Raw genomic sequence first — 16,935 nt, 5'->3', positions numbered from 1 at the left:
AGACGAAAGGTCGCCAGCCGCCAGCGCGGGCATGAGGGCATTTTCCGGCGAAGTGGTCCGGTTCGCCGTCGAAAATGCGATCATGCAAGGACGTCTGGAGCGGAACACGATCCCGTTGGATCGGATTCCGCTCCAGACGCAAACGCACATCGCCCGGGCGACGCGAATCACCCGAGCGATGGACATTCAGAGATGATGGCGGCGGAGCGCGTCAGCGGCCGCCCGCCGCCCGCGCCTTCCACTCGGGCAGGAAGCGGAACGCCTCGTCGAGGAGATGCGGTGTGTGGCGGCCCGGCGAGCGATCGAGCGCCAGCCGGAAGTACTCCGACAGCGCCGGACGGTAGTCCGGATGGGCGCAGTTCTCGATCACCACCTTGGCGCGCTGCTTGGGCGACAGGCCGCGCAGGTCGGCGAGGCCCTGCTCGGTGACGATCACCTGCACGTCGTGCTCGGTGTGGTCAACATGGCAGACCATCGGCACGATGCACGAGATGCTGCCACCCTTGGCGGTCGACGGCGTCATGAAGATCGACAGATAGGCGTTGCGGGCGAAGTCGCCGGAGCCGCCGATACCGTTCATGATGCTCGACCCGTTGATGTGGGTCGAGTTCACGTTGCCGTAGATGTCGGCCTCGATCATGCCGTTCATGGCGATGATGCCGAGCCGGCGGATCACCTCGGGATGGTTGCTGATCTCCTGCGGCCGCAGCACCACGTTCTTCTTCAGCGCGGCGGCGTCGCGGTTGAAGGTGACGGCGGCCTCCGGGCTCAGCGACACGGCGGTCGCCGAGGCGAGCGTCATCTTGCCGGAGCGCACGAGCTGGAGCATGCCGTCCTGGAGCACCTCGGTGTAGGCGGCCAGATTGTCGAACGGCCCGTCCTCGAGGCCCGCCATCACCGCATTGGCGACGTTGCCGACGCCGGACTGCAAGGGCAGCAGCCCGGCCGGCAGCCGCCCCTTGCGGATCTCGTGCGAGAAGAACTCGAGGATGTGGCCGGCGATCCGGCGCGACGTCTCGTCGGGCGCCGTGAACGCCGTGTTGCGGTCGGGCGCGTCGGTCTCCACCACCGCCACCACCTTGGACGGATCGCAGCGATAGTAGGGCTCGCCGATGCGGTCGCCGGGGGCGAGCAGCGGCACCGGCATGCGGTAGGGCGGCAGCCGCGTGCCGTAATAGATGTCGTGCATGCCTTCGAGATCGAGGTTGGCCCAGGAGTTCACCTCGAGGATGACCTTGTCGGCCTGGTCGAGCCACGTCTTGTTGTTGCCGACCGAGTTGGTCGGCACCAGCCGGCCGTCCTCCAGGATCGCCGCGACCTCGACGACCGCGACGTCGAGCTGACCGAGGAAGCCGAACCACACGAACTGGGCGACGTGCGACAGATGGATGTCGAGATACTCCATCGTGCCGGCGTTGATCTGTTTCCGGCAGGTGGGGTCCGACTGGTAGGGCAGCCGCATCTCCAGGCCGTCGACCTTGGCGAGAGCCCCGTCCAGTTCGGGCGCCGTCGAGGCGCCGGTCCACACTCCGATACGGAACGGCTCGCCGCGCCCATGCGCGGCCTCGATGCGCTGCGCCAGCGCCAGCGGAACCGCCTTGGGATAGCCGGCGCCGGTGAAGCCGCTCATTCCGACGTTGGCGCCCGGCGGAATGAGGGCGGCCGCCTCGGCGGCCGACATGATCTTGGACCGGAAGACCGGGTCGAGAATGCGAGACGAGCTGGACATGATTTCCGTTCGGGTCAGACGTATCGGGGGAGGAATCGGAAGGAGGGGGGCATGACGCCGTGCAGATATACGCGCGGCCATGGCCGAACTATCCGCCCAACAACTTACTGGCGGATATCGAATGTCACCCATGCGCCCGGCACGGTGCGATCGGAGGTGGAGTACGCGACCTGCTTCGCGCCGCGCCGGGGGCATCGTCGCGTCGCCCGCAAGGCGTCGCGCTCTCGGCAGACGCCGTTAACGACTCGGCAAAGCTCGCCCGATACCCTGGCGTGTACCGCGCGCTGCGCCACGACGCAGACACGCGACGCCGCCGCCCATCCAGCGAGTCGCGCCATGGCCGAGCCGTCCCGTCTGATCGACGACCTCGACGAGACGCTCGCCGGCGGCTCACCGGAAGCCCGCGCGCATCTTCTGCGACGCATCACCGATCTCTATCTCGACGGTGCCGTCCACTACGCCGACGATCAGATCGCGGTGTTCGACGACGTGCTCGGCCGTCTCGCCACCGACATCGAGGAAACGGCCCGGCGCGAGCTGGCCCGCCGCCTCGCCGCCGCCCCGGTGCCGCCGCCACGGCTCGCCCGCACGTTAGCGCTCGACGAGACGCCGGCGGTCGCGGCACCGCTGCTGATCCATGCCGAGGGGCTGGACGACGCCGATCTCGTCGCCTGCGCCCGGACGCGCAGCCAGGCCCACCTGCTGGCGATCACCAAGCGCGCCGTGGTGCCCACCCCGGTCACCGATGTGCTCGTCGAGCGTGGCAGCGATCTCGTGGTCCGCAGCGTCGCCGACAATGCCGGGTCGCGCTTCTCGGACGCCGGGTTCGACACCCTGGTGCGCCGCGCCGACGGCGACGACGTGCTCGCCACCCGGGTGGGCCTGCGCCCCGACCTGCCGCGCCGGCATTTCATCCGGCTGCTAGCGAAAGCCTCCGAGGCGGTGCGGGGACGCCTGCAAGCGGGCCGCAGCGGCACGTCGGGCGACGACATCCGCGGGATCGTGGCGCAGATCGCCGAGGCGATCGCGGCCCGCACGGCGGCCGAGTCGAAGGACTACACGGCGGCCATCGCGGCCGCGGCGGAGCTGGACCGTACGGGCCGGCTCGGCGACGCCGAGATCGGCGCCTTCGCCACCGCCGGCCGCTTCGAGCACACCGCGGCGGCACTCGCCCGCCTGGCCGACCTGCCGCTCGTCACGGTGGAGCGCATTCTTCTGCAACGACGCTCGGAGTCGCTCTTGTTCCTGGCCCGGGCCGTCGGCCTCGGCTGGCCGACCACGCGCGCCATTCTGGAAATGCGACTCGGCCCCGGCGGCATCGGCGATCAGGCCCTGGCGGTCGCCCGGTCGAGCTTCGATCGCATCAGGCGCCAGACCGCCGAGCAGGTTCTCGCCTTCCAGCGGGCGCGACACGACCGCACCTGACCTGCGGCACCGCCGGAACCGACACGGGCGTCGAAACGACTGCGGTCTCCCCCACCACGGTCCCCTCGCGGCGCCGCCGCAATGCGGCCAGGCGCTCGGCATCCTGCCGCCGTCCCCAGACGAGATGCCACAGCGCCGCGGCGAGAAGGCCGCCGTCGAACATCACCTCGATCAGGCCGACCGGCCAGAACTCCATGGCTTTCCCCGACGGTTGGCCGGGCGACTGGACTACCGATCCGACCCATTGCATGTAGAGCACAGATCCCGCCGCCGTCGTTAACGATAACTCATCGCTTCCGGGCGTACAGTGCTGGTCGCTATCGAGCATTCGCGGAGCGAACCCGTGTCTCATCTCCTTTCGCGCTTTCGTATTATAACAAAAATACTATCTCTCGTCGGACTACTCGCATTAGTCGCAACGGGCGTGGTCCTCGTCGCACTGGATGCGATGACGTCGCTGTCCGATGCCGCGCGGCTCACCGAGGCGGCCGGCGACAAGGCGGTGCTCGGCTCGCGCCTCAACACCAACTTCACCGCGATCGGGCGCGCCGAGGCCATGATGGTGGCCGACCCACGCGCGGCGACCATCAAGGAGGCCGGCGATCTCGTGCGCGCCGAATGGGCGCTGCTCGACGAGCGCATCGCCCTCCTGGGCAAGCTGGCGACGACGGAGGACGATCGCCGTTACCTCGCCGAGCAGGCGCCGCTGATCGCCACCTTGCGGCGGGAGTCCGACGGTCTCCGCACGCTCCTCGCCGCGATCGCCGATCCGCCGAGCGCCGCCGAGCGGTCCGAGCTGCTGACCCGGGCCGCCGCGAGCCGGGCCGCCCAGGAGAAGGCGCGCAACCGGACGCGCGTCTATTTCGACGAGATCCAGCGTCTCAAGCGCCGCCTGTCCGACCAGGTCGCGACCACCTACCAGACCGGCATGCGAACCATCCTGGCGATCGCCGGCATCGGCATCGGCCTCGCGCTGGTGCTCTCCTTCGTGGTGACACGGGCCGGGATCGTCCGGCCGCTGCTCGGCATGACGGGCGCCATGACGGCCCTCGCCGAAGGCAAGCTCGACACCGTGGTGCCGGGCATCGGCCGCCGCGACGAGATCGGCGTCATGGCGAGTGCCGTCCAGGTCTTCAAGGACCACGCCGTCGAGAATGGGCGCCTCCATGTCGAGCAGGAAGCGGCACGCGAGGAGGCCGACCGGCAGCGCCGGGAGGCGGTGCTGTCCATGGCGCGTAATGTCGAGCGGGAATCGCTCGGTGCCATCGGCGAGCTGGGTAACGTGTCGCGGCGGGTCGGCGGCGTCGCCGACGGCATGGCGAGCCGCGCCGTCGCGGTCGGCGACACCTCCCGCTCCATCGCGGCCTTCGCCGAGGAGGCGCGCACCAGCGCCCAGGCGGTGGCGGCCGCCGCCGAGGAGCTGTCCTCCTCGGTGCAGGAGATCAACGGCCAGATCACCCGCACCGGCGCGGCGACCCGTGAGGCGGTGGCGGCCGGCAACACGGCCACGACGCGAATCCGGTCATTGTCCGAGGCGGTGGTCCGCATTGCCGAGGTCTCCAAGCTGATCGGTGACGTCGCCGAGCAGACCAACCTGCTCGCCCTCAACGCCACCATCGAGGCGGCCCGCGCCGGCGAGGCCGGCAAGGGCTTCGCGGTCGTCGCCCAGGAGGTGAAGACGCTGGCCGGCCAGACGGCCCGCTCGACCGAGGACATCGACCGCCACGTCCAAGACATCCGGCTGGCGACCGACGCCGCCGTGCGCGCCGTCGAGGAGATCGGCGAGCGCATCCGCGGCATCGACGGCATCACCGGCGCGGTCGCCGCGGCGGCCGAGCAGCAGGGCGCCGCCACCCGGGAGATCGCCCGCAGCGTGCAGCGGTCCACCGCGGCGGCCCAGGAGGTCGCGGCTCGCCTCGGCGCCGTGTCGGCCGATGCCGCAGAGGTCGGCCACCACTCGGTGGAGGTGCGCGACGCGATCGCCGGCATGAGCCGGGAGATCGACGCTCTCCACGGGCGCCTGTCGCGTATCGTCAAGGCCGAGCCGGAGGCCGCATAGACGCGGGCGACGCGCGCCCCTGCACCGCGCTGTCAGCGTAGCGTGATGCGCCCCTCGATGCCGGTGCGCACCGTGCCGAGCCGGCGCAGATGCACCATCACCTCGTTGGCGAGCAGCGGCGAGTCGTCGGTCGGCAGCAGATGCTTGGCGTCCCGGATGGTGGTGTAGCCGTCGCCGCCGCGGGCCAGGAAGTCGTTCACCGCCACCGTGTAGGTCCTCCGCGGATCGAGCGGCTTGCCGTCGACCAGCAGCGACAGCACCCGGCTGCCCGGCGGCTTCGAGACGTCCGCCTCGATGGTCAGGCCGGAGACCTGCGGGAAGCGTCCCGAGGCGGCGGGCAGCCGCGCCAGCCCGTTCTCGATCGCCTCGCGCAGCGCCGCGCCGCCGATCTCGACCGGCACGACGCGGTTGCCGAACGGCAGCTCGGCCAGCACGTCGCGGCGCGTCACCGGGCTGCCGGCCGGATAGACCTTGCCGGCCCGGATGCCGCCGCCGTTGAGGATCGCCGCATCGGTCTTCAGGTTGATGCGGGCTGCATCGGCGAACACGTTGCCGATCGCGGTCTCGCGGGTGCGCACGGTGGCGCTGCGGCTGTCCCACTCGACCGCGATGGCGCCGAGCGGCACCGCCATCTCCTTGGTCAGCTCCTGCCGGAACACCGCGACGGCCGCCGCGACGCCCGGATCGGGCGTCACCGTGGCGGTGTCGATCACCCGGAACTGCGGCCACCAGCGGGTGACCCGCCGGCCCTCGTCGATGGCGACGTGCAGGTCGATGTCGACGGCGACCACGTAGAACGCCTCGTAGGCGGATTCGACCACCGCGGCGTTCTGATCGTAGTTGATGAACAGGTCGTGGTTGTGGCCGCCGAGCACGAGGTCGACGACGCCGGTCGCCGCCATGGCGCGCTGTTGGTCGCGGTCGGCATGGACCACCGCCACCACGAAGTCGGCGCCGTCGCGGCGCAGCCGCGCCGCCTCCTCCTTCAGGGTCTCGACCGACGGCCGGAACAGCAGGTCCTCCGGATTGGAGGCGCGCGGCGTCTCGTCGTAGGTCAGCCCGACGATGCCGATCTTGATGTCCTCCACCTCGACCATGCGGTGATCCGAGAAGCCCGGGACCATGGCGTCGCCGGGCGCCCGCAGGTTGGCGGCGAGGAGCGGGAACCGCGCCTCCGCCATCCGCTTCAGGAACACCGCCTTGCCGAAATCGAACTCGTGATTGCCGGGCACAAACACGTCGGGGCGAATCATGTTGGTCAGCGCCACGATGTGCTCGCCCTGATCGAGCCCGGACATCAGCGACGGCGACAGCGTGTCGCCGGCATGCGCCATCAGCACCGTGGTGCCGGCGGCGGCGCCCCTGGCCCGCTCGGCCGCCACCACGGCGGCGAGGCGGGCGAAGCCGCCGCGCGCCTTGCCGTCCGGCATCGCCTGCTCGCCCATCTCGTAGATGTCGTTGACCAGCACGAAGGTGACCTTGGCGGCGGCGGCCGGAAGGACGGCGCCGGCGAGCACCAGGGCCGCGAGGACGAAGGCGCGGAGGAGCGCACGGGAGGACGAACGAGCGAGCGGCATGTCGCGGCGAATTCCGGGCTGGCATGGACCCGGTCCGGCGGCCACGGACCCCGGCGGGCGGTACCGCTGTCTAGAGCATTTCGCCGCGGCGTGGGAAGCGCATGTCGCCGCTCCGACGCGGCCGGGCGCCGGCACCACCGCCGGCCCGAACCACGACGACGACCCGGCGCGGGCGTGCTAGAACGCGCGGCCGGCGTCGCGCGGGCGGCGTCGTGCTGGTCCGGAGACTTCGATGTACCCATCCCCCGGGGCCTGCGCCGCCATCGCAACGAGGGCAGCGTGATGGCGACCGTCGATCCGACGCTCGTCGCCGGCGTGCCGCTGTTCGCCGGAATGTCGGTGCAGGAGCGCGAGGCGCTGCTGCGCGAGGCGCAGGCGGTCCGCTTTCCCAAGGGCGCCACGGTGTTTCAGCAGGATACCGACGCCCATTCGTTCTTCGTGCTGCTGCACGGGCGGCTGCGCGTGTTCAAGCTCACGCCGAACGGCCAGCAGGTGGTGGTACGCTTCGTGGCGCCCGGCGAGGTGTTCGGCGTCGCCGCCGCGATCGGTCGGACCACCTATCCAGGCACCGCGGCCGCGGTGGTCGACAGCGTCGCGCTGCAATGGCCCTCGGCGTCGTGGTCGCGGCTCGTCGCGGCGCATCCGGCGCTCGCCCTCAACACCCTTCACACGGTGGGCGGCCGCATCCAGGAGATGCACACGCGCGTCGTCGAGATGTCGACCGAGCAAGTGGAGCGGCGCGTCGCCCATGCGCTGCTGCGCCTCGCCCACCAGGCCGGCCGCAAGGTGGAGACCGGCGTGCGCATCGACTTCCCGATCTCGCGCCAGGACATCGCCGAGATGACCGGCACCACGCTGCATACCGTGAGCCGCATCATCAGCGCGTGGGAGGAGCGCGGGCTGGTCGAGAGCGGGCGCCAGAAGATCACGGTGCGCGAGCCGCACAAGCTGATGCTGCTCGCCGACGGCGCCGACGAGTAGGGCATCGCAACGAGATGGGACCGCAGCCGACTGCGATCGACCATGCCGGCGAGATACTGGTGCTGACCGGGCCGCCCGGCTCCGGAAAGACGACGACGGCTCGCGCGCTCGCCGCTCATCCGGGCTCCTGCAAGGTGCATCTCCACGCCGACGACTTCTGGCACTTCATCCGGCACGGCGCCGTGGCGCCGTTCCGGCCGGAAGCCGATGCCCAGAACCGGATCGTCGTCGGCGTGCTGGCCGGCGCCGCGGAGGCGTATGCCCGGGGCGGCTACTTCGTCATCGTCGACGGGATTGTCGGCCCGTGGTTCCTGTCGCCGTTCCGATCACTCGCGGTACCGCTTCATTACGTCGTTCTGCGGCCGCTGCTCGCCGAAGCTCAGCGGCGTTGCCGCGACCGCGGCGGCGACACGCTGCGGGACCCCGAGCCGATCGCGGCTCTTCATCGCCAGCTCTCGGCGCTCGGTGAACTCGAACGGCATGTCGTGCGCACCGACGGTCATTGGCCGGACGACACCCTGGATGCCGTGATCGCCGCACTGGCGGGCGGTACCTTCCGCCTGTCGGCGTGACGACGGCTCACGACGCATCGGCGGCAGGCTGACGGGGACGGGGACGCGGACCCCGCAGCGGAACGCCGCGCGCCGGCGCCGCCGCCGCGGCCCGCAGGGCCGCGATGAAGAGCACCGGATCGATGCCGTGCTCGCGGCAGGCATCGGCGACCGTGTGGAACGGGCCGATCGGGCAGCCGACGCACCGCATCCGATGATCGAGGAACACCCGCACGGTGGCGGGTGTCTCGCGCATCACCTCGACGACCAGCCGGTCGGAATCGATCACGAACTGTCCTCCACGGCCTGTTGCCCGTCCGGTGTACGCCAGGCCGCGGCCGGGCTCTTTGTGCCGGCACAAGCAATGCGGTCGGCGGCCGCGCCCATCGCGGCACTGTTTGTGCCCGGGCAAAGACGGCCCCGGCCGGCGCCGCCATGGTCACCTCGTACCGCGAGGGCTTCCCCATGACGTCACCCGACACCATCACCGAGCGGCCGGACACCGGCCTCGACGCCGACGGCCTCGATGCCGACGTGCTGGACTGCCTCCAATCGGTGATCGACCCCGAGGTCGGCCTCAGCGTCGTCGATCTCGGGCTCGTCTACGGGGCCCGCCGCTCCCCGGGTGCGGTCGAGGTGGACCTGACGCTCACGGCGCGCGCCTGCCCGCTCGGCGAGATGATCATGGACGACGCCCGCGACGCGCTGGCATCGCGCTTCCCGGACGTGCCCCGCATCGACGTGGCGCTCGTGTTCGATCCGCCCTGGACTCCCGACCGCATCACCGAGCACGGCCTCGCCCAGCTCGGCCACCCGCCCCGCGCCACCCGATGAGCATGACCCGATGAGCACCACGACCGAGACCGAGATCGACGTCCGCGCCCTGCCGCCCGGCTCCTGCCGCAACGTGATCTTCCGGGCGATCGCCGATCTCGGCGACGCCACCGCCCTGGTGGTGGCCGCCCCGCACGATCCGGCGCCGCTGCGCGAGTATCTCGCGGTGGCGCATCCGGACGAGTTCGACTGGACCTATGTGGAGCAGGGCCCCGATGTCTGGCGCGTCCGTATCAGCCGCGTCGCCGGCTGAGACCTCGGCGGCCACGGTGGTGCACGCCCCCGCCCCCTCGCCCGCCCCTCCACCCGCCGCCGCGAGCCGGATGCGGCTGCGTCTCGGCTTCCTCGGGCTCGGCGCGCTCGCCATGCTGACCGGCCTCTACGGCGGCCTGTGGCGGCTCGGCCTCGACCTGCCGCACGGATCGTCGCTCGCCGAGCTGCACGGCGCGCTCCTGATCTGCGGCCTGTTCGGCACCGTGATCGGGCTCGAACGGGCGGTGGCACTCGGCCGCGACTGGGCCTTCCTGGCGCCCGGCCTGTCCGGGCTCGGCACCCTGCTGATGCTGTCCGGCGCGCCGCTCGCCGGCGCCGTCGCCTATGCGCTCGCCGCCGCGATCCTCCTCGCTGCCACCTCGACGATCGCGGCGGCGCAGCCGGCGGTGTTCACCGGCACCCTCGTGGCCGGTGCGCTCGCCTGGCTCACCGGGACGGTGCTGTGGCTCTCCGGCAGCACCGTCCCGGAGGTCGCCGGCTGGTGGCTCGGCTTCCTGATCCTCACCATCGCGGGCGAGCGGCTGGAGCTGGGCCGGCTGATGGCGGTGAAGCGGGGCAGCGAGGCGCTGTTCCTGCTCGGTGTGGCGCTGATCGCGGCCGGCGCCCACAACGGCCTGACCAGCCCGAACGGCGCCCCCCTCTACGGCTTCGCTCTGCTGGTCCTCACCGCCTGGCTGATCCGTCACGACGTGGTCCGCCACACGGTGCGCCAGGCCGGGCAGACCCGCTTCATGGCGGTCTGCATGATCGCCGGCTATGTCTGGCTCGGTGCCGCCGGGGCGCTGCTGCTCGCCATGCCGCCGGCCGAGACGGCATTCGGCTACGACGCGGCGCTGCATGCCGTGCTGATCGGCTTCGTGTTCTCCATGGTGTTCGGCCACGCGCTGATCATCTTGCCGGCGGTGGCGCGGGTGCGCATCGCCTACCGGCCGGCCCTGTACGGGCCGCTGGTGCTGCTGCATGCCGCCGTGCTGCTGCGGGTCGCCGGCGACGTTCTGGCGTGGCAGCCGGGCCGCGCCTGGAGCGGGCCGCTGACGCTCGTGGCGCTCCTCGGCTTCGTCGGGCTGATCGTCGGCGGCATCGTCCGCCGCCCGCGGCGAAGCGACGCGCGCACCACCGCTACTGCGCCCGCGCCCGCCGCGCCGGTCACGCCCGGACCAGCCGCGAATCGCGGCCGCTGACGCGGCGACCACTGCCGCGCGCGACGCCCGCCCGCTCCAGATTGCCGAGGAAGCGGCGGGCGCTCTCCTCCCAGGTCAGCGTCATCGCATAGGCCCGGCAGGCCGCCCGCGGCAGCGCCGCGGCGGCCAGGCAGGCGGCGCGCAGGTCGTCGTCGAGCGCCGCCACCGGGGCATCGCCGACGACGTCGCGGGTCGCCGCCACCGGAAAGCCGGCGACCGGCAGGCCGCTCGCCAGCGCCTCCAGCAGCACCAGCCCGAAGGTGTCGGTGCGGCTCGGGAACACGAACACGTCGGCGGCCGCGTAGACGGCGGCGAGCTCCTCGCCGTGCCGCTCGCCGAGGAAATGCACGTCCGGATGCCGGGCCTGGAGCGCCGCCCGGGCCGGGCCGTCGCCGACCACCACCTTGCTGCCCGGCAGGTCGAGCGCCAGGAAGGCCGCGACGTTCTTCTCCACCGCCAGCCGGCCGACACCGAGAAACACCGGGCGCGGCAGGCCGAGATCGGCGCCGGGCCGCGGCCGGAACAGATCGACGTCGACACCGCGTGGCCAGCGCAGCACGGTGCGGAAGCCGCGGCCCTGAAGCTCGGCGATCAGCGAGGGGGTCGCCGCCATGGTGGCCGAGCCGGCATTGTGGAACCAACGCAGCCAGCTCCAGGTGACGTCGGCCGGGATCGGCCAGCGCGCCGCCGCATAGTCGGCGAGGCGGGTGTGAAAGCTGGTGGTGAAGCGCCGGCCGGAGCGCCGGCAATGGCGGCGGGCGAGGTGCCCGATCGGGCCTTCGGTCGCGATGTGGACGACGTCGGGCGCAGCCGCCTCGATCCGCCGCGCCACCGCGCCGGGCGGCGGCACCGCCAGGCGGATCGACGGATAGCTCGGCAGCGCCACCGTGCGCATCCCCTCCGGTGTGAGGAAATCGACCGAGGCGCCGAGCCCCGCGGCCGCCGCGGCCAGGGATTGCAGGGTGCGGACGACGCCGTTGACCTGCGGGTGCCAGGCATCGGTGGCGATCAGGATGCGCATGGTCCGCCCCGGTCCGTTCGTCCTCCGAGTCCCGCCCGTCCTCCGGGCCCCGCTCGTCGCTGCCGCATCGCCGCTCTCCCGCTCGGTCTGGTCTATGACGCGGCCTTGACGGGACCATGACGCAGGCACCGCCCGTGACGCGGGCCGGCAACCGTGCTAGGTCGTGCGCCCCTGTCGTGTCTCTGTCGCACGGCTGTGAAAAACCCGGACCCGGTGGGCGCGAGGCGCCCGGCCGGGCCGAAAGACGCGCGTGTGACCAAAGCCTTGCTGACGCCGAACCCAGAGCCTCGCGACGACGCGCCGACGTCCGGAGACGACGAGGCCGCACCTGATGCGGCATCGGCCCCGGTCGGCAGCGGCCGGGGCCGCTTGCAGCGGATCGGGGCATGGGTCGGCGGCATCCGCTGGAATCGGGTCGGCGCCGTGGTGGCGGTCGCCATCATCGCGGTGTCGATGGTGGTGCTCTACAATGTGCTCAGCGACATCGCGCTCGACGAGATCCGCACCGGCCTGACCAACATCCCGCCGGAGAATCTCGTCCGCGCCGCCCTGTTCGTGGCGATGGCCTACGCGACGCTGACCCTCTACGACTGGTTCGCGCTGCGCACCATCGGGGTCCGCCACATCCCCTACCGGGTGGCCGCGATGGTGAGCTTCACCAGCTACACCATCGGCCACAATATCGGGGCCACCGCCTTCTCGGCCGGCGCCATCCGCTGGCGCATCTACTCGTCCTGGGGCCTCGGCATCGTCGACGTGGCCAAGATCTGCTTCGTCGCCGGCCTCACCTTCTGGCTCGGCAACCTGGCGGTGCTCGGCATCGCCATGGTGTACGATCCGGCCGCGGTGAGCGCCGTCGACCAGCTCGCCCCGGCCGTCAACCGGATCATCGGGGTGGCGCTGCTGGTCGGCCTTGCCGCCTGGGTGGCCTGGGTGTGGGGCAAACCGCGGCGGCTCGGCCGCAACACCTGGACGGTGCAGCTTCCCGGCGGCCGATCGACGCTGTTGCAGATCGGCATCGGCATCACCGACCTGACCTGCTGCGCGCTCGCCATGTACATGCTGGTGCCGGCGACACCGCCGATCCACTTCTTCACCCTGGCGGGGGTGTTCATCGCCGCCACCCTGCTCGGCTTCGCCAGCCATGCGCCGGGCTCGATCGGCGTGTTCGACGCCGCCATGCTGGTCGGCCTGCCCTTCTTCGACAAGGAGGAGCTGATCGCCGGCCTGCTGATCTTCCGGCTGATGTACTTCATCGTGCCGTTCGCCTGCTCGCTCACCATCATCGGCATCCGCGAGGTGGTGCTGTCGATCCGCCGCAAGCGCGAGCTGGACGCGCCCTGAGCCTGCGGCGCGAGGCCGCCGTCAGGCGCGCGGAAAGGTCAGGTCGGGCCGGTCGAGCACCGGCAGCGGCCATTCGGCCGGCGGCGGCAGCGGACCGGTGAGCACCGCCCGCGGGATCTCGGGCCGCAAGATCCAGTCGAAGCTGCGGGCGCCGAGTCGACCGCCCTTCTTCAGCGGCAGCCCCTCGATGCACACCATGCGCTCCGGCCGCATCACCGCCGCGTCGTCCTCCTCGATCCAGGTCGGGACCAGCCACAGCTTGTCATCGTGACGCACCGCCGCACATTGCGCGAGCGACTTATCCTCCCTGAACTTCACGATGACCGAATAGATCGTCTCGTCGCGTCCCGGCATCCCGCCCCCATGCATGCTCGCCCGACACCGGCCTCGCCCGGCGCCAACACCGGCCCGGCACCATACCGGGCCGGCCCGGCGGGCGCGACCGAACCTTCGGCGACCCGGACCGGGCTGCGGCCACTTTCGCCTGGAACTGGTACCCCGCTCCGCGTATGACGGCTCCGCGCCCTCCGAGCCTCGATCCGATTGCATTGGCGGCCGCGCCGCGCAACAAAGTGCCACGACGGCCCGCCCCGCCCGGCGCGGATGCCTACGCCCGAACCACCAGGAGACATTTCATGACCAAGCGACTGCTCGCAGCGCTGGCGGCCGGTGTCGCCATCGCCCTCGCGGCGGCCCCGACGCTGCCCGCCGCCGCCCAGACCTACAAGGCCGAGTACAAGATCTCGACGGTGCTGGGCGCGCCCTTCCCGTGGGGCGTGTCGGCGCAGCGCTGGGCCGACCTGGTCAAGGAGCGCTCGAACGGCCGCATCGTCATGAAGGTCTATCCGGGCGCCCAGCTGGTCGGCGGCGACCAGACCAAGGAATTCACCGCCATGCGCCAGGGCGTCATCGATATGGCGGTCGGCTCGACCATCAACTGGTCGCCCCAGGTGGCGGAGCTGAACCTGTTCGCCCTGCCGTTCCTGATGCCCGACCACAAGGCGCTGGACGCCATCACGGGCGGCGAGGCCGGCAAGAAGCTGTTCGACATCGTCGCCGCCAAGGACGTGATCCCGCTCGCCTGGGGCGAGAACGGATTTCGCGAGGTGTCCAACTCCAAGCGCGATGTGAAGACCCCGGCCGACCTCAAGGGGCTCAAGATCCGGGTGGTCGGCTCGCCGCTGTTCAACGAGACCTTCACGGCGCTCGGCGCCAACCCGACCCAGATGAGCTGGGCCGACGCCCAGCCCGCGCTGTCGACCGGCGCGGTCGACGGCCAGGAGAACCCGATCACCGTCTACGTGGCGGCGAAGCTCAACACCGTCGGGCAGAAGCACCTGACTCTGTGGGGCTACGTCGCCGACCCGCTGATCTTCGCTGTGTCGAAGCCGGTGTGGGACACCTTCTCGGCCGAGGACCAGAAGCTCTTGCGCGAGACCGCCGCCGAGGCCGGCCAGTACGGCAAGGAGCTGGCCCGCAAGGGCATCACCGAGGAGGACCCGTCCACCCTCAAGGCCATCGAGGCGCTCGGCGTCACCGTCACCCGGCTCACCCCCGAGGACCAGAAGGCGTTCCAGGCCGCCACCAAGCCGGTCTACGACAAGTGGAAGGCGCGCATCGGCGTCCCGCTGGTCGAGGCCGCCGAGAAGGCGGTGGGGGAGAGGAAGTGAGACTGTCGATCCTCGTGTCCCGGGCGCGAGGCATCACGGCGCGATGCGCCGTGATGCCTGCGGACCCGGGACCCATCTGCCTCGAACAGGAACTGGGTCCCGCATCTGCGGTGTATCACGCGCGCTGCGCGCCCATGATTCACCGCGTGCGGGACACGAGGCCGTGCTGAACCAAGCCCGCCATGTCCTCCGAACCCGACCCGCTGATCGCCCCCAAGGACCCGCCGGTGCGGGTGCCGCTGTCGATCGAGAAGGTGCTGGCCGCGGCCGCCATGGCGGCCTTGTGCCTGATCACCCTCGGCAACGTGATCGCGCGCTATCTCACCAACTACTCCTTCGCGTTCACCGAGGAGTTCTCGATCGCCCTGATGGTGGTGGTTACGCTGCTCGGGGCCGGCATCGCCACCGCGGCCGACCGCCAGATCCGCATCGTGTTCTTCGCCGGCCTGCTGCCGCCCCGCGGACGGCGCGCCGCCGAGGTGATCGCGACGCTCGCCACCATCGTGATGTTCGGCCTCCTGGTCTGGCTCGGCACCCGGCTGGTGTGGGACGAGTACCGCTTCGAGGTGACGTCGCCCGGGCTCGGCGAGCCGCAGTGGATCTACACCGCCGCCCTGCCGCTGCTGTCGCTCGCGGTGATCGGCCGCGCCATCGGCCACCTCGTCCGCGTGCTGCGCTCGCGCGACACGCCGCCGCACGATCCGATCGAGCCCTTGTGATGATCGTTCTGACCCCGGCCACAGTCTCCGCTCATTCCCCCGCAAGCGGGAATCCAGTTTCGTCGTGCGGCCCCTGGGTCCCCGCATTCGCGGGGACGAGCGGACAACACACGGCACGTCGGCTCGCGACACTCCTCTTCGTGAGCCCGCCATGACCGCGGCCGTCCTCTTCCTCGGCTTCCTCGTCCTGTTCGTGCTCGGCACGCCGGTCGCGGTGGCGCTCGGGCTCGCCGGCTGCCTCGCCATCTGGATCGCCGATCTCGGCCTCCTCAGCGTGCCCACCAACGCCTACACCGGCATCGCCAAGTACCCGCTCCTCGCCGTGCCGATGTTCGTTCTGGTCGGGGCGATCTTCGACCGCTCGGGCGTGGCGCTGCGGCTCGTCAACTTCGCCACCGTGCTGGTCGGCCGACGGCCCGGCGCGCTCGCCGCCGTCACCGTGATGGTGAGCATGTTCCTGGGCGGCATCTCCGGGTCCGGCCCCGCCAATGCGGCCGCGGTCGGCGGCGCCATGATCGGAGCGCTGTCGCGCGCCGGCTATCCGCGCGCCTTCTCGGCCAGCGTGATCGGCGCCGCGGCGGCGACCGACATCCTGATCCCTCCGTCGATCGCGCTGATCATCTACAGCGTGCTGGTGCCGCAGGCGTCGGTGCCGGCGCTGTTCGCGGCCGGCATGATCCCCGGGATTCTCGCCGGTCTCGCCCTGATGGGGCCGATCTTCTGGATGTCGAAGACGCACGGCTTCGGGCTCGCCGAGAAGGATCTGCCGCGGCCGCCCTTCTGGGCGTCGCTGCGCGAGGCCATGTGGGGCCTGATGGCGCCGGTGCTGATCCTCGGCGGCATGCGGGCCGGCTGGTTCACGCCCACCGAGGCGGCCGTGATGGCCGTCGTCTACGGCCTGTTCGTCGGCTTCGTGATCTACCGCACCCTGACGCTGCGCGACCTCTACGAGATGTTCGTCGAGGCGGCCGAGATCTCCGGTGTCATCCTGGTGGTGGTGGCGCTCGCCTCGATCTTCGGCTGGGCCGGCTCGACGCTCGGCGTGTTCGACCGCGCCGCCAGCGCCATCGTCGCCACCGGCGGCAGCGAGTACGTGATCCTCGCCATGCTGATCGTCATGCTGATCGTCATCGGCATGTTCCTCGACGGCGTCTCGACCTTCCTGATCCTGCTGCCGCTGCTGATGCCGATCGCCGCGAAGTTCGGCTGGGACCCGGTGTGGTTCGGCGTGCTGCTGACGCTCAAGATCGCCATCGGCCAGTTCACCCCGCCCATGGCCGTCAACCTGATGGTGTCGTGCCGCATCGCCGGGGTGCCGATGGAGGCGACGCTACGCTGGGTCGGGCCGCTGATTGCCGCCATGTTCGCCGTGCTGGTGCTGCTGATCGCCGTGCCCGAGCTGGCGCTGTGGCTGCCGCGCGTGCTCGGCTACTGACGTCGCGCCGGCGACTTTGCCGGTGCGCCGGCGGACGAGCTGCTCTAAGATGCCGGCGCGAACGGGACGCGCCGGCATTCTCAGCCGGAACGGCACGGGAATTGCTAAAAATAGGAATTTCGAACGCCGACATGAC

Annotated in this window: 16 protein-coding genes; 11 read left to right on the top strand and 5 right to left on the bottom strand. The window is 71.2% G+C overall.

Going from position 1 to position 16,935, the window contains the following annotated elements; translation table 11 throughout:
- Positions 1-211: 211 nt before the first annotated feature.
- Entirely contained in the window at positions 212-1,729 is a 1,518-nt protein-coding gene (locus tag ACFQUV_RS16680) for an acetyl-CoA hydrolase/transferase family protein (protein WP_129608981.1), read from the bottom strand.
- Between the two features lie 336 nt (positions 1,730-2,065).
- Between ACFQUV_RS16680 and ACFQUV_RS16675 the strand changes: the two genes are divergently transcribed.
- On the top strand, positions 2,066-3,154 hold the full coding sequence (locus tag ACFQUV_RS16675) for a DUF2336 domain-containing protein (protein ID WP_165363868.1): 1,089 nt from the start codon (positions 2,066-2,068) through the stop codon (positions 3,152-3,154).
- Positions 3,155-3,602: 448 nt separating this feature from the next.
- On the top strand, positions 3,603-5,213 hold the full coding sequence (locus tag ACFQUV_RS16670) for a methyl-accepting chemotaxis protein (protein ID WP_129608979.1): 1,611 nt from the start codon (positions 3,603-3,605) through the stop codon (positions 5,211-5,213).
- A 32-nt stretch (positions 5,214-5,245) separates the two neighbouring features.
- Here the strand turns inward: ACFQUV_RS16670 and ACFQUV_RS16665 are convergent, their stop codons facing one another.
- Positions 5,246-6,790 carry a bifunctional UDP-sugar hydrolase/5'-nucleotidase gene (locus ACFQUV_RS16665; RefSeq protein ID WP_129608978.1) on the bottom strand — a complete coding sequence of 515 codons (1,545 nt, stop codon included), beginning with the start codon at positions 6,788-6,790 and terminating at the stop codon, positions 5,246-5,248.
- Between the two features lie 282 nt (positions 6,791-7,072).
- On the opposite strand from ACFQUV_RS16665, the gene ACFQUV_RS16660 reads away from it, so the two are divergent.
- Together ACFQUV_RS16660 and ACFQUV_RS16655 are read left to right on the top strand one after the other, a co-directional pair.
- Positions 7,073-7,771, top strand: a complete 699-nt coding sequence (locus tag ACFQUV_RS16660; RefSeq protein WP_111383638.1) for a Crp/Fnr family transcriptional regulator — start codon at positions 7,073-7,075, stop codon at positions 7,769-7,771.
- Between the two features lie 14 nt (positions 7,772-7,785).
- The gene (locus ACFQUV_RS16655) at positions 7,786-8,343 is read left to right on the top strand and encodes an AAA family ATPase (protein ID WP_371851704.1); all 558 of its coding nucleotides are present in this window, start codon (positions 7,786-7,788) and stop codon (positions 8,341-8,343) included.
- 7 nt (positions 8,344-8,350) lie between these two features.
- Here ACFQUV_RS16655 and ACFQUV_RS16650 read toward each other — a convergent pair whose 3' ends face one another.
- Entirely contained in the window at positions 8,351-8,611 is a 261-nt protein-coding gene (locus ACFQUV_RS16650; RefSeq protein ID WP_280176755.1) for a DUF1858 domain-containing protein, read from the bottom strand.
- 146 nt (positions 8,612-8,757) lie between these two features.
- Between ACFQUV_RS16650 and ACFQUV_RS16645 the strand changes: the two genes are divergently transcribed.
- From ACFQUV_RS16645 to ACFQUV_RS16635, 3 genes are all read left to right on the top strand, one after another.
- Positions 8,758-9,156 (top strand): metal-sulfur cluster assembly factor, encoded by a 399-nt coding sequence (locus ACFQUV_RS16645; protein WP_378395291.1) that lies wholly within the window; start codon positions 8,758-8,760, stop codon positions 9,154-9,156.
- Positions 9,157-9,166: 10 nt separating this feature from the next.
- Complete coding sequence (locus ACFQUV_RS16640; RefSeq protein WP_111383640.1) at positions 9,167-9,409, top strand: DUF2249 domain-containing protein; 243 nt, start codon at positions 9,167-9,169, stop codon at positions 9,407-9,409.
- 70 nt (positions 9,410-9,479) lie between these two features.
- The gene (locus tag ACFQUV_RS16635) at positions 9,480-10,610 is read left to right on the top strand and encodes a hypothetical protein (RefSeq protein WP_378395289.1); all 1,131 of its coding nucleotides are present in this window, start codon (positions 9,480-9,482) and stop codon (positions 10,608-10,610) included.
- Here ACFQUV_RS16635 and ACFQUV_RS16630 read toward each other — a convergent pair.
- Positions 10,576-11,631 (bottom strand): glycosyltransferase family 1 protein, encoded by a 1,056-nt coding sequence (locus ACFQUV_RS16630; protein ID WP_129607724.1) that lies wholly within the window; start codon positions 11,629-11,631, stop codon positions 10,576-10,578. The two genes, ACFQUV_RS16635 and ACFQUV_RS16630, sit on opposite strands and share 35 nt — an antisense overlap.
- Positions 11,632-11,883: 252 nt before the next feature.
- Between ACFQUV_RS16630 and ACFQUV_RS16625 the strand changes: the two genes are divergently transcribed.
- Positions 11,884-12,975, top strand: coding sequence for a YbhN family protein (locus ACFQUV_RS16625; protein WP_245421772.1), 1,092 nt, complete (start codon positions 11,884-11,886; stop codon positions 12,973-12,975).
- Between the two features lie 21 nt (positions 12,976-12,996).
- On the opposite strand, the gene ACFQUV_RS16620 is transcribed toward ACFQUV_RS16625, so the two are convergent.
- A complete protein-coding gene (locus ACFQUV_RS16620; RefSeq protein WP_129607725.1) occupies positions 12,997-13,329 on the bottom strand; it encodes a hypothetical protein in 333 nt (110 codons plus the stop codon).
- A 281-nt stretch (positions 13,330-13,610) separates the two neighbouring features.
- Here ACFQUV_RS16620 and ACFQUV_RS16615 point away from each other — a divergent pair, with 281 nt between their 5' ends.
- The 3 genes from ACFQUV_RS16615 to ACFQUV_RS16605 all read left to right on the top strand — a co-directional run bounded on the left by ACFQUV_RS16615 (position 13,611) and on the right by ACFQUV_RS16605 (position 16,799).
- A complete protein-coding gene (locus tag ACFQUV_RS16615) occupies positions 13,611-14,645 on the top strand; it encodes a DctP family TRAP transporter solute-binding subunit (protein ID WP_129607726.1) in 1,035 nt (344 codons plus the stop codon).
- A gap of 182 nt (positions 14,646-14,827) precedes the next feature.
- The gene (locus tag ACFQUV_RS16610; RefSeq protein ID WP_129607727.1) at positions 14,828-15,364 is read left to right on the top strand and encodes a TRAP transporter small permease; all 537 of its coding nucleotides are present in this window, start codon (positions 14,828-14,830) and stop codon (positions 15,362-15,364) included.
- Between the two features lie 151 nt (positions 15,365-15,515).
- Positions 15,516-16,799, top strand: coding sequence for a TRAP transporter large permease (locus ACFQUV_RS16605; protein ID WP_111383645.1), 1,284 nt, complete (start codon positions 15,516-15,518; stop codon positions 16,797-16,799).
- Positions 16,800-16,935 lie beyond the last annotated feature (136 nt).

Source organism: Rhodoplanes sp. P11 (genome assembly GCF_964266735.1).
In the GTDB taxonomy this organism is placed as follows: domain Bacteria; phylum Pseudomonadota; class Alphaproteobacteria; order Rhizobiales; family Xanthobacteraceae; genus Rhodoplanes; species Rhodoplanes serenus.
Note: the sequence above shows the minus strand (reverse complement) of the source record. Positions and strands in the feature narration are given on the sequence as shown.

Excerpts from the sequence above, each read along its gene's own strand:
- ACFQUV_RS16645 (WP_378395291.1), top strand. The coding sequence starts at position 8,758 with ATGGTCACCTCGTACCGCGAGGGCTTCCCCATGACGTCACCCGACACC.
- ACFQUV_RS16630 (WP_129607724.1), bottom strand. The coding sequence starts at position 11,631 with ATGCGCATCCTGATCGCCACCGATGCCTGGCACCCGCAGGTCAACGGC.
- ACFQUV_RS16615 (WP_129607726.1), top strand. The coding sequence starts at position 13,611 with ATGACCAAGCGACTGCTCGCAGCGCTGGCGGCCGGTGTCGCCATCGCC.
- ACFQUV_RS16660 (WP_111383638.1), top strand. The coding sequence starts at position 7,073 with ATGGCGACCGTCGATCCGACGCTCGTCGCCGGCGTGCCGCTGTTCGCC.
- ACFQUV_RS16610 (WP_129607727.1), top strand. The coding sequence starts at position 14,828 with ATGTCCTCCGAACCCGACCCGCTGATCGCCCCCAAGGACCCGCCGGTG.
- ACFQUV_RS16675 (WP_165363868.1), top strand. The coding sequence starts at position 2,066 with ATGGCCGAGCCGTCCCGTCTGATCGACGACCTCGACGAGACGCTCGCC.
- ACFQUV_RS16620 (WP_129607725.1), bottom strand. The coding sequence starts at position 13,329 with ATGCCGGGACGCGACGAGACGATCTATTCGGTCATCGTGAAGTTCAGG.
- ACFQUV_RS16635 (WP_378395289.1), top strand. The coding sequence starts at position 9,480 with ATGCGGCTGCGTCTCGGCTTCCTCGGGCTCGGCGCGCTCGCCATGCTG.
- ACFQUV_RS16605 (WP_111383645.1), top strand. The coding sequence starts at position 15,516 with ATGACCGCGGCCGTCCTCTTCCTCGGCTTCCTCGTCCTGTTCGTGCTC.
- ACFQUV_RS16640 (WP_111383640.1), top strand. The coding sequence starts at position 9,167 with ATGAGCACCACGACCGAGACCGAGATCGACGTCCGCGCCCTGCCGCCC.
- ACFQUV_RS16665 (WP_129608978.1), bottom strand. The coding sequence starts at position 6,790 with ATGCCGCTCGCTCGTTCGTCCTCCCGTGCGCTCCTCCGCGCCTTCGTC.
- ACFQUV_RS16680 (WP_129608981.1), bottom strand. The coding sequence starts at position 1,729 with ATGTCCAGCTCGTCTCGCATTCTCGACCCGGTCTTCCGGTCCAAGATC.
- ACFQUV_RS16655 (WP_371851704.1), top strand. The coding sequence starts at position 7,786 with ATGGGACCGCAGCCGACTGCGATCGACCATGCCGGCGAGATACTGGTG.
- ACFQUV_RS16670 (WP_129608979.1), top strand. The coding sequence starts at position 3,603 with ATGACGTCGCTGTCCGATGCCGCGCGGCTCACCGAGGCGGCCGGCGAC.